Source organism: Paenalicyclobacillus macrosporangiidus (assembly GCF_900116805.1).
Taxonomy (GTDB): Bacteria; Bacillota; Bacilli; order Alicyclobacillales; family Alicyclobacillaceae; genus Alicyclobacillus_H; species Alicyclobacillus_H macrosporangiidus.
In genome coordinates, this window is sequence record NZ_FPBV01000009.1 from 42,999 (window position 1) to 54,666 (window position 11,668).

The 11,668-nt window shown below is 65.2% G+C and carries 9 protein-coding genes and 3 tRNA genes; 2 read left to right on the forward strand and 10 right to left on the reverse strand.

Annotated elements, in window-relative coordinates; genetic code table 11:
- Window positions 1–29: 29 nt before the first annotated feature.
- The 10 genes from BM357_RS09320 to gltX all read right to left on the reverse strand — a co-directional run bounded on the left by BM357_RS09320 (window position 30) and on the right by gltX (window position 10,006).
- The gene (locus tag BM357_RS09320) at window positions 30–896 is read right to left on the reverse strand and encodes a hypothetical protein (protein WP_074952102.1); all 867 of its coding nucleotides are present in this window, start codon (window positions 894–896) and stop codon (window positions 30–32) included.
- Window positions 897–1,012: 116 nt separating this feature from the next.
- Window positions 1,013–1,813: a succinate dehydrogenase iron-sulfur subunit gene (gene sdhB, locus BM357_RS09325; protein ID WP_074952104.1), complete on the reverse strand. Its 801-nt coding sequence runs from the start codon at window positions 1,811–1,813 to the stop codon at window positions 1,013–1,015.
- A gap of 3 nt (window positions 1,814–1,816) precedes the next feature.
- A complete protein-coding gene (gene sdhA / locus BM357_RS09330; RefSeq protein WP_083430368.1) occupies window positions 1,817–3,520 on the reverse strand; it encodes a succinate dehydrogenase flavoprotein subunit in 1,704 nt (567 codons plus the stop codon).
- 116 nt (window positions 3,521–3,636) lie between these two features.
- Complete coding sequence (locus tag BM357_RS09335; protein WP_029420065.1) at window positions 3,637–4,254, reverse strand: succinate dehydrogenase cytochrome b558 subunit; 618 nt, start codon at window positions 4,252–4,254, stop codon at window positions 3,637–3,639.
- A gap of 161 nt (window positions 4,255–4,415) precedes the next feature.
- Window positions 4,416–6,191, reverse strand: a complete 1,776-nt coding sequence (gene uvrC, locus BM357_RS09340) for an excinuclease ABC subunit UvrC (protein WP_074952108.1) — start codon at window positions 6,189–6,191, stop codon at window positions 4,416–4,418.
- A 21-nt stretch (window positions 6,192–6,212) separates the two neighbouring features.
- The gene (locus BM357_RS09345; protein WP_074952110.1) at window positions 6,213–7,994 is read right to left on the reverse strand and encodes a hypothetical protein; all 1,782 of its coding nucleotides are present in this window, start codon (window positions 7,992–7,994) and stop codon (window positions 6,213–6,215) included.
- Between the two features lie 188 nt (window positions 7,995–8,182).
- A tRNA-Lys gene (locus BM357_RS09350) sits at window positions 8,183–8,258 on the reverse strand.
- 3 nt (window positions 8,259–8,261) lie between these two features.
- Window positions 8,262–8,336: transfer RNA gene (locus BM357_RS09355), tRNA-Glu, on the reverse strand.
- Window positions 8,337–8,338: 2 nt separating this feature from the next.
- A tRNA-Gln gene (locus tag BM357_RS09360) sits at window positions 8,339–8,412 on the reverse strand.
- Window positions 8,413–8,518: 106 nt separating this feature from the next.
- Window positions 8,519–10,006: a glutamate--tRNA ligase gene (gene gltX / locus BM357_RS09365; RefSeq protein ID WP_245783925.1), complete on the reverse strand. Its 1,488-nt coding sequence runs from the start codon at window positions 10,004–10,006 to the stop codon at window positions 8,519–8,521.
- Between the two features lie 157 nt (window positions 10,007–10,163).
- On the opposite strand from gltX, the gene BM357_RS09370 reads away from it, so the two are divergent.
- Together BM357_RS09370 and lgt are read left to right on the forward strand one after the other, a co-directional pair.
- Window positions 10,164–10,502 (forward strand): hypothetical protein, encoded by a 339-nt coding sequence (locus BM357_RS09370; RefSeq protein WP_139234651.1) that lies wholly within the window; start codon window positions 10,164–10,166, stop codon window positions 10,500–10,502.
- A 203-nt stretch (window positions 10,503–10,705) separates the two neighbouring features.
- Window positions 10,706–11,527 (forward strand): prolipoprotein diacylglyceryl transferase, encoded by an 822-nt coding sequence (lgt, locus tag BM357_RS09375; protein ID WP_074952112.1) that lies wholly within the window; start codon window positions 10,706–10,708, stop codon window positions 11,525–11,527.
- The last annotated feature ends 141 nt before the right edge of the window (window positions 11,528–11,668 follow it).

Sequence of the window (11,668 nt, forward strand, 5' to 3'; positions counted from 1 at the left end):
CTTTCATCTGACCTCCGTCTGCGGCGGAGTCATTCCGGGTAGATTCGGGTCCCCATCGAAGGCCCGGATCCTGTTGCGGTTTCCGCGGAGACCAGCGTGCCGCTCCCCTCCCTGGCGTCACCCTGCGGAAGGAGCCAGTCGCCTACCCGTGACGCCACCAACGCCTGCTCATCGGGCGTCAGCTCGGACCACAGTTGGGACGCCGCCTGCTGAAGCAACACCACATCGCTGCCGTCAAATGCCCGGGCGCCTTGGAAATGCTCCGTGATCCATGCCCGGTCGGCTTCCGGCAGATGCGACTGCGCCCATGCGGAGAAGTCCGACTGTGCCTTGGCCGAGTCTCCCGACAACAGGTCCCCCGCCAGCCGTTGCAGGTCTGCGGGTTGGATCTGTGCCGCCGCCCGGATCAAAATGCTCTCCAACGCCTGGATATCGGCGCTGGACCACATCAGTGCGCCGGCCTGCCCGGCACCGTCCCCTGGCAATGTGCCCAGACCCCCGGTACCGTCCCCCGAGGCATCCCCCGCCTCGTCCCCTGCCCCGGCGACTCCCGTTCCCACGGCCCCGGCCCCCGTACCGGCCGCCGCCTCCGCGTCCCCTGCCTGACCCGTCCCTGCCGTGGTTCCGCCGTCCACCCCGGAGCCAGTCACAGAGTCGCCGCTGTCCGCGCCGGGGGCCGGTGCCGCCGGGCCCGCGGGCACGTTCCCCCGCGTGTCCTGCGTCGCCGGAGTAACCGCCGGTTCCGCCCGCATCCAGCGAACCATCGAGTTCCACCCGCTTCGGATCATCCCGTCCACCCGTCCGGAGGACGGCACGCCTGTCGTCAACACGCTGGCAGCGGCCATCACCGTCAGCGTCGCCATCGCCACCACCAAACCTGCTTCCAGCCTGCGCACAAAGTACCACCTCAAGGTCCAGTATCGGCGCAGGCCAGCCCCGGTAAACCCGTTTGCATCAAAAAGAAACCGGCGGACGCGGGATACCCCGCTCCGCCGGCCCAGATCCGTTCGGTTTATTTCTTCAGCCAGGATCCCAAGGCGTAATAGGTCACCTGACGGTTCATCGCCGCGATGGACGTCGTCAGCGGAATGCCCTTCGGGCAGACCTGCACGCAGTTCTGGGAGTTCCCGCACTCGTGAATGCCGCCTTCGCCCATCAACGCCTCCAACCGCTCCTCGCGGTGCATGGCTCCCGTCGGATGCGCGTTGAACAGGCGCGCCTGCGAGATGGCGAACGGCCCGATATACGAGCTGCGCTCGTTGACGTTCGGGCACGCCTCCACACACGCGCCGCACGTGAAGCAGCGGGACAGCTCGTACGCCCACTGGCGATCCCGCTCCGGCATGCGCGGTCCGGGCCCCAGGTCGTACGTGCCGTCAATCGGGATCCACGCCTTGATCTTCTTCAGCGCCTCAAACATCCGGCTGCGGTCCACCACCAGGTCCCGCACCACCGGGAAGGTGCGCGCCGGCTTCAGGCGGATCGGCTGCTGCAGCTTGTCGACGATGGCGGAACATGCCTGCCGGGGCTTGCCGTTGATCACCATCATGCAGGCGCCGCACACCTCTTCGAGGCAGTTCATCTCCCACGCCACCGGTGCGACGGGCTTGCCGTCCTTGTTGACGGGATTGCGCTGAATCGCCATCAGGCAGGCGATGACATTCATGCCCGGCACATAGTCGACCAGAAACTCTTCCGTGTACGGTTGAGAGTTCGGATTGTCCTGCCGCTCGATAATCAGATGTACCTTTTTCGTCTGCTTCGCTGGGGCCGTCGCCTGGGCGTCGGTCCGGGTTGCCGTCGCTTCGGTCATCCGTCAGGCCTCCTTCGCCACTGCGTAATTGCGCTTCCGCGGCGGGATCAGCGACACGTCCACATCCTCATACGAAATGCTCGGACCATCCGGCGTCCACTTGGCGATGGTCGTCTTCAGGAAGTTCTCGTCGTCCCGCTCCGGGAACTCCGGCTTGTAGTGCGCGCCGCGGCTTTCGTTGCGCATGAGCGCCCCGATGGTGATGGCCCGGGCCATCTCAATCATGTTCCCCAGATGACGCGTGAATTGGGCCATCTGATTCTCCCAGCGCGACTTGTCGACCACGCCGATGCGCTTCCACCGCTCCTTCAGTTCCTGGAGCTTTTCGTCCGTCTTCTTTAAGCGATCATTGTACCGGACCACCGTGACGTTCTCCGTCATCAACTGGCCGAGCTCACGATGCAACTGGTACGGGTTCTCCGGCCCGTCCATCTTGAGAATGGCTTCGAACTTCTCCTCTTCGCGGCGCCGGTACTGCTGGTACAACGTCTCCGGCAGACTGTCGCACGACCGCTTGAGGCCTTTGATGTAGCGCACCGCGGCCGGTCCCGCAATCATCCCGCCGTAGATGCAGGACAACAGCGAATTCGCGCCGAGGCGGTTGGCGCCGTGGTACTGGTAGTCCGCTTCACCAGCCGCGAACAGACCGGGGATGTTCGTCATCTGGTCGTAGTCGACCCACAGCCCGCCCATGCTGTAGTGCATCGCCGGGAAGATGCGCATCGGCACCTTCCGCGGGTCGTCGCCGACGAACTTTTCGTAGATCTCCAGGATGTTCCCCAGTTTCACGTTCAACACGTCCGCCGGAATGTGGGACACGTCCAAATACACCTGGTTTTGCCCGTCGATGCCGAGCCCCATGTCGACGCACACCTTGAAGATGGCGCGGGTGGCCACGTCACGCGGCACCAGGTTCCCGTACTCCGGATACCACTCTTCCAAGAAATACCACGGTTTTCCGTCTTTGTACGTCCAGATGCGGCCGCCCTCGCCGCGGGCCGACTCGGACATCAGGCGCAACTTGTCGTCGCCCGGGATGGCGGTCGGGTGGACCTGGATCATCTCCGGGTTCGCGTAGATGACCCCCTGCTGGTACATGATGGAGGCCGCCGACCCGGTGTTGATCATCGAGTTCGTGCTCTTGCCGAAGATGAGGCCGATCCCCCCGGTGCAAGCCACCACCGCATCCGCCCGGAAAGTGTGGATCTCCATGGACCGCAGGTCCTGCGCGACGATGCCGCGGCAGACGCCCTCGTCGTCCAGGACCAGGCTCAGGAAGTCCCAGCCCTCGTACTTCTGGACCAAGCCGGCCACCTCATGCCGGCGCACCTGCTCGTCCAGCGCGTACAACAACTGCTGCCCGGTCGACGCACCCGCGAAGGCCGTGCGATGGTGCTTGGTGCCGCCAAACCGCCGGAAGTCGAGCAACCCCTCGGGCGTGCGGTTGAACATGACCCCCATGCGGTCAAACAGGTGGATGATGCCCGGCGCCGCCTCGCACATGCCGAGCACCGGCCGCTGGTTGGCGAGAAAGTCCCCGCCGTAGATGGTGTCGTCGAAATGGATCCAGGGCGAGTCGCCCTCACCCTTGGTGTTCACCGCACCGTTGATGCCCCCCTGGGCGCACACGGAGTGCGACCGCTTCACGGGCACCAAAGAAAACAGGTCGACCGGTATCCCTGCTTCGGCAATCTTGATGGTGGTCATCAAGCCCGCCAGGCCGCCGCCGACCACAATCACGCGTTGAGTCGTCAAGTGGGGTCCCTCCTTACCTCAGCCAGGCGCAACCGACATATCCGCGCCCGAATGGTCCTATCGCCCGCTCAGGCTGCGCGGGTGAAGGCAAAAATGGCTTCGATGCCGACAGCCGCCAGCACGACGAAGATGACCATCGTCACGTACGCCGTGACGCGTTGCGCGCGCTGGCCCACGGTGATGCCCCAGTGGATGCAGAACGACCACAGGCCGTTGGCGAAGTGGAACGTCGCCGCGACCACGCCAATCACCATGAACCACAGATAGGCCGGATTGGACATCAGTTGATGCACCATGTCAAACGTGGGCGCCCGCCCGGAGAAGCGCGTGGTCCACAGGTGGTAGATGATGAACACAAACGTGATCACACCCGTCACCCGCTGCAGCACGAACAACACGTTCCGGCCCCACGAGTACTGCCCCGCGTTGTAACCAGACGTGAACGCGACGTAGAGGCCGTACACACCGTGGTACGTCAATGGCAGAAAGATGAAGAAGAACTCGATGAAGTGCAGGAACGGGATGTGTTGAATGGTATCGACCGCGCTGTTGAACGACGCCGCACCGGTGGTCGCCATGGCGTTGGTGAACAGGTGTTCCAAGAGGAACAGCCCGACGGGCACCACCCCGGCAAGCGTGTGCAGACGGCGCAGTACGAACTCCGAGTGAGATTGCGCTTGTGCCACCTAAGTGCCTCCCTTCGAGGTCTCCCCGGTCCCGACAGCGTGGCCGACGACATATGTAACGGCAGTCGCGGACGACTGCCTCGCCAGGGTAGGCCTTCCTGATTCCCTCGTAAATTGTACTGATTGCACATGACACCGTCAAGAAACGGCAAAGCGGGAGTTCAACCCTTCGCCGCCAGGTGCTCTTGAATCTTTTCCGCCAATTTCTCGCCGATGCCCACCTGGCGAAACGCCTCCAGCGGCGCCTCTCGAATCGCCTGCAGGGATCCAAAGTGCGCCAACAACTTCTTTCGCCGCTGCGGCCCGATGCCCGGGATCTCGTCGAGCACCGACGCCAGACCCGTCCGCTTCCGCACCTGGCGGTGGAAGGTGACGGCATAGCGGTGCACCTCGTCCTGGATCCGTTCCAACAGGTAGAACGCCTGCGAGTGCCGGTCGATGGCCACCGGCTCCGGGTCGTCCCGGAAGAACAGCTGGCTCGTCCGGTGGCGGTCGTCTTTTGCCAGCCCGCACACCGGGATGTCGAGATCCAATTCGTTCTCCAGGACGTCCAGCGCGGCCGCCAACTGGCCTTTTCCGCCGTCGATCACGATGAGATCCGGCAGCGGCAGCTTCTCCTTCAAGACCCGCGTGTACCGGCGCCGGATGACCTCCCGCATGGAGGCGTAGTCGTCCGGCCCCTGCACCGTGCGGATCTTGTACTTCCTGTACTCCGCCTTCGCCGGCCGCCCGTCGACGAACACCACCATCGCGGCCACAGCGTCCGCGCCCTGCAGGTTGGAGTTGTCGAACGCCTCGATCCGGTGCGGCACCGGAATGGCCAGGATGTCCCCCAATTCGGCGATCGCGCCGAGCGTCTTCTCCTGGTCCCGCTCCATCAGCCGCAGGCGCTCTTCCAGCGCCAGGCGGGCGTTTTCACAGGCGAGATCGACCAACTGGCGCTTCTGGCCGCGCTTCGGATGAAGACACCTTGCGTGGAGCCAACCCGCCAGCGCGTCGCTCGCCGCCCCCTGCGGCAGCAGGATCTCCTTCGGGATGTCGTGCTGCGCAAAGTAATACTGCTCCACGTACGACATGAAATCCTCAAGCGGTTCGCCGTGATGGGGCATGATCGCGACGGAGCGTTCAATCAACTTGCCGGCGCGGACGTAGAACACCTGCACGCACAACAGGCCCCGGTCGGCCGCAAAGCCGAACACGTCCCGGTCGACCTGGTCCGCCACGGTCACCTTCTGCTGCTCCATGACCTGGTCGATGTGTTGGATGAGGTCGCGCAATTCCTTGGCCCGCTCAAAGCGCAGGGCCTCCGCTTCCCGCTCCATCTGCTCCCTCAACCGCTCCTGAACGGCGCGGTGGCCTCCGTTGAGGAAGTGGGTGATCTCCTTGGTGATCTGCTCGTACGTCTCCTTCGGGACGTGAAACTCGCATGGAGCCAGGCACTGCCCAATGTGGTAATAGAGGCATACCTTCTTTTTCAGCGTGCGGCACTTGCGCAGCGGGTACAGCCGTTCCAACAGGCGTTTGGTCTCCGCGGCGGACGTGGCGTTCGGGTAGGGGCCGAAGTATTTGGCCTTGTCGTTCTGCACCCGGCGCACGATCTCCAGGCGCGGATGCGGCTCGTTGGTCAATTTAATGTACGGATACGCCTTGTCGTCCCGCAGCATGATGTTGTACGGCGGGGTGTGCTGCTTGATGAGGTTGCACTCGAGCAGCAGCGCTTCCACCACGGTGTCGGTCACGATGTATTCAAAATCCCGGATGCGGGATACGAGCGCCTGCGTCTTTCGGTCGTGCGATCCGGTGAAATAGGAGCGCACCCGGTTCTTCAGCACCTTGGCCTTGCCCACGTACAGCACCCGGCCCCGTTCGTCCTTCATGAGATACACGCCCGGTTTCGCAGGCAAGAGCGCCAGCTTGGCCCGGATTCGCTCATCCATTTCACCGCCCCCCTTTCCACTTCAATTGACTGATGCGACCACCAACTGGGTCACTCCGCCCGTCGTCTGGACCCACGCGACCCGCTGATCGGACGCCGTGAAGAAGGGGACCGAAGCCTCCAGTTGACCGGCGGGTTCCTGCGCCTGCGCCCCGGAGGCGTCCGTCAACGCGCCCATCCAGACGTGGACCTGGCCGCGGTGATCCTCATCCGGGGTGGTCTCGCACCACCACAGATCGCCCGCATCCCCTCGGACCGGCCAGTGCGGCTGTCCGTCCGCCGGCGGTCCGACGTACCGCGCCAGTTGACCCGACCACGAGAGGGTATACCAGGCGGTGGTCACCGGCGCCGGACCATCCGACTGGCCGCGGATACCTTGAAACACAAGGGTCCCGCCGACGATGGCCGGTTTGTCCATCACGCCAAAGGGCGCGTTCAACTGTCCCGCGTGGACCAACGCCCGCAGCGGCGCCTCTCCCGATAAGGTGTACACCTGAATGGGCGCCCCGCCGGAGGCCCCCTGCGGCCGTTCGGCAGCCTGGACGACGATGCGGCCGCCGCCCACCGCGACCGCCGGAGGCGCCGCGGCAGGCCCCGAGGAGAGCAAGAGGCCCGAGGATCCGCTCGGAAGGTACAATCCGTACAGCTGGGTGACGACATCCGGTCCGGCAGCGGATTTCCACGTGACGATGGCGACCGCCCAGTCTCCGGTGATGTGGACGGACCAGTCGTCGATGGTCCAATTCACGGGTTGCCCGGACCCTCTGTCGTCCAGCGGCGGGACCATCTCAATCTGGCCGGCGTCCGCGAGCGCCTTGTCCAACTCGGATCCGGAGCCCGAGTAAGGAGCCTTCTGCAGCCGGATGGCCGGCCAACTGTCCGTCGCCTGCAGCAACTGAGGCAAATACAGTCCATCGGAAGCCAACGCCGCACGTTGCAGCATGTCCAAACGGAAGTCATTCGGCAGCCGGAACTGGGCGTTCTCGCTCACCGGCAGGCCTTCGAGGGGGGCCGGGAGACCGGGGGCGCTCGGGCGAGTGACCGGTGGCGGCGCCGTCACCGCCGCGGCCTCCGGGCGATGGGCGCCGTAAACCGCCGCCCCCAACCCGAACACCAGCAGAAAGCCGGCACCGACCGTCCACACCACCGGCCCCCGGTGGTGCCGTTCCGCCTCAATCTGGGCGGCGGTCGCTCGTATCCACTGCTCTGTCCGATGGTACAGCCACTCCGGGACCTGCAGGTCCGCCACATGCGCCTCCACCCACCGGACCTGCTCCAGCGCATCCTCCGGCATCGGCCACCCGCGGGCGGCCGCTTCCGCAGCCAACTGCCGCTGTGCGGCTGCCCACCTCCGCGTGATCACCCGCGCGGGAAGCAGGAGCAGGCGTTCCAGGCGCTGCACAGACGGATCACTGAACACGGACGCGAGCCACACGGTCCGAAGCGCCGGTTCCAATCCGGCAACGACCTCCGCCAACGCCGAAGCCGGATGCGCCTCCGCCGGCGGCGGGGTGCCCGGCTGGCCACCGGGATCGCCGACGGACGCCACGTCTTCGGCAAGCACGGAACCTCTTCCGGCCGTCGCGCAGACGGCCAGGGCGGCCGCAATCACGGCGTCCTGCTCGTGCACATAATCCGCCACGCGCGGCGGCCGCCGGCACAGCGCCACAAACGTTTCCTGGAACGCGTACTGTGCCTGCCCTTCGTCGCCGGTGTACAGGTACACCAACCGGAGCACCCGTTCCCCGTAGGCTTCCAACCAGTGGGCTGTCAGCCGCCGCCTTTCCTCATCCAACGGATGCAACCAACGACCCTCCCCCGGGTCTCGTCTGCTTCCATTGTATCACCCGCTAGGCCCCCCATCGCCACGCATTCTGGCAACCGACGGGACGGGGACACCGCCCATCCTCCGCGCACCACAACCAGGACAACAGACGCAAAAAAGCCGCCCGGGATTTCCCGCAGCGGCGTCGTACTCCGTCGGTATCGGGCTGGTGGGTCATGAAGGAATCGAACCTTCAACCTGCCGATTAAGAGTCGGATGCTCTACCAATTGAGCTAATGACCCAGGTGGTGACCCTAAGGGGATTCGAACCCCTATTACCGCCGTGAGAGGGCGGCGTCCTAACCGTTAGACGATAGGGCCACTGGCTGCCGAACTAGGACTCGAACCTAGACTAACTGATCCAGAGTCAGTCGTGCTACCATTACACCATTCGGCACCGTCCCGCCGACACTTTTGCATTATAGCCAGGGCCCACCCCGCTGTCAACCCGTCTGCCGGCAGGAAATTACGACCAATCGCACTCGTCGCCATCCGGCGGTCCGTCAGACGGACCGCCGGATCCACGTGGCGGCGGCCCGCATCCGGGTCTGGCACTCCGCCCGGCCGAGCAGCGCCATCACATCGAACAGCCCCGGCCCCACCGTCACGCCGGTGAGCGCCAGACGCGTGGGGTGAATCAGCTCGCCGCCCTTGATGCCCCACGCCGCGATGAGAGACCGGTAGACCGCCTCCACATTCGCCGCTGTGAAAGGAGTCGCGCCGTCCAGCGCGTCCGCAGCCTCGAGCAGGCGGTCCGCGGCCGCTGCGGAGAAATGCTTACGCACCCCTTTTTCGTCGTACGCAGCCGGAGCCTCGAAGTAGTACGCCATGCTGGCGGCCAGTTCATCCACGCTGCGGCTTCTCTCCTGCACGGCCCGGACCACGTTCAGCAACCAGGCCAACGTCTCCCGTCCCGGGTCCGCCTCGACCCAACCTCGATCCCGCAGGGTCTCCCAGACGAGCGACAGAGCCCGTTCCGCGGGCATGGTCCGCAGGTAGTGGGCGTTCAGCCACTCGAGCTTCTTCACGTCATACACCGCGGCGTGCTTGGTCACCTTCTCGAGATCGAAGACCGCCACCGCCTCGTCCCGGCCGATGATCTCGCGGTCTTCCCCCGGAGAGAATCCGAGCAGCAACAGATAATTGATCAACGCTTCCGGCAGGATCCCCTGCTCCCGGTATTCCTGCACGCTGGTCGCGCCGTGGCGCTTGCTCAGCTTGCTGCGGTCCGGCGCTAGGATCATCGGCACGTGGGCAAACGCCGGAACGGGGGCGCCGAGCGCGTGGAACAGGTGAATGTGCCGCGGCGTATTGGACAGATGCTCCTCCGCGCGGATGATGTGCGTGATGCCCATCAGGTAGTCGTCCACGCAGCTGGCGAAGTGATACGTCGGCATGCCGTCGCTTTTCCAAATGACAAAATCGTCGATCTCGGCGTTGTCGAACGCCACGTCTCCGCGGATGAGATCGTGCACCACCGTCGTCCCTTCCTGCGGGGCCCGCAGACGGTACGCCGGCCGCTCCCCGGCCGCCAGGCGCCGCTCGACCTCCTCCCGGGGTAGATCCCGGCAACGGCCGGTGTAACGCGGCGCCTGTCCCGCCGCCTGCGCCCGTTCCCGATCCGCGGCCAACTGCTCCGGCGTGCAAAAACACGGATACGCTTTGCCCGCCTCCACCAGTCGCTGAAGCTGCGCCCGGTAGATGTCGAGGCGCTGCGATTGCCGGTAGGGCCCGTGCGGCCCGCCCACATCCGGCCCCTCATCCCAATCGATGCCGAGCCATCGGAACCCGTCGAGAATCTGCCGGTAGGATTCCTCCGTGGAACGGGACAGGTCCGTGTCGTCGATCCGCAGGACGAACACACCCTGGTGCTGGCGCGCGAACAACCAGTTGAAATACGCGGTCCTGGCCCCTCCAATATGTAACGATCCGGTCGGGCTGGGTGCGAACCGAACCCGAACCGGTCCGGGTTGCGTCTGTGCCATGTCCATGCATCCTTTCTCCTTCAGATTCGGCTCCTCCACCACTCGCTGCAAGCCCGGCAGCGGCAGAGACGCGCACTGCCGCCGAGGATAGTTTGGCCTTCCACACCACACGCTATGGACTGGACGGCCGTACGGCCGGACCCAGACAGGAGGTGCCGTGTCCGTGGACGAACACCGTCAAGTTTCAAATGAGACACACGTCACGCGAAGTGTCAACTCTGGCCGGTATGATCCCGGACCGATGGTGGAATCGGGAGCGCCGAACGCGGAGCTGGCGACCGTTCAAGCCCAGCGCGACGACCTGATGCCGGAGGAGTTCCCGGACGGCCCGTACGGCGCGGCCACGCATCCGGATGGCCTCGGCAAGTCCGGGCCGTGGCGACCCGGGCAGGCGTCCGTCTCGCCCCACTGGGATGCCAACCCGGTGTTCTCCGACCGCAAACGTCCCCGCCGGGAACCGCCCCACAACGCGCCGTCCGGCTCCATCGAAGGCCAGAACTGAACCGCCTCCGAACGCCGCCGGCACACCGTTCCTGCGCCGCCCCTCCAACGCCGTTCCGCCGCCTCCGATCCGTCTCCGCATGCCGCCTCCGAAACTGCCGCAGCCCGGGCGCCCCGGGCTGCGGACCGGCTCCATTGTACCATGCCCAGTCGTGTTATAATAGATAAGCTGGGTATGTGCGCCTGTATGAGGAGGCGAAATCGTTGCATCAGTACTGGTTTTGGATCGGCCACTTTCCGGTCCGCGCCTACAGCACCATCTTCGCGGCCGCGTTTCTCCTCGGCCTCGGCGCGGTCCTCTACTTTGCCCGCGCGGACGGAAAATCAGAATATGTCCCCCACTTCTGGAACATGGCGCCTGGCCTGCTCATCGGGGGCCTGGTCGGCGCGCGCTTCTGGCAGGTGTTCTTCTTCGACTGGCCCTATTACCGGCAGAATCCGGCCGAGATCCCGGCGATTTGGCACGGCGGCCTGTCCATCCAGGGCGGCGTCACAGGCGCATTTTTGGTAGCCCTTTGGTATGTCTGGCGCCACCGCCTCGACCTGTGGGTGATGGCGGACATCGTCGCGCCGGGACTCTTGCTCGGCCAGAGCATCGGCCGCGATGCCAATCTGATGAACGGCGACGCTTTCGGAGATCCCACGCATCACGACTTCGGCCTGCTCTATCCCGAGGGCACTCTCGCCCGCATGACCTATGGCGATCAACCCCTGTGGCCCGCCGAGGTGTGGGAGGGACAGGCGGACGTCATTCTCTTCGCCCTGCTGTTGATCTTGAAACAACGCCGTTGGCCCAAAGGCTTTCTGTTCGCCTATTACCTGGTGGCGTACAATGCCGTCCGCTTCTTGCTCGAAATGCTCCGGGGGGATTCGCCTCGATACCTGTTCCACTGGGACGCCGCCCAATGGACCGCAGCGCCGCTCGTCCTCGCCGGACTCGTCCTGGCGGTCTATGTCTTCTGGCGCGACCGGCGACGCACCCCCTCCCCTGCGGAAACGGCGGAACGCCCCGGCGAACCGGATTAACCGCTGCCGGATGGCGTCCGTCCCTGCGGACGAACCCTGTCCGCCCGGCATCCGCGCCACCCCCGCACGGGACAACAAAGCCGCCTCCGGCCAAGTCACCGTGCCGGGGGCGGCCATGCAGCCCTTCTGATGCAGCCCGTC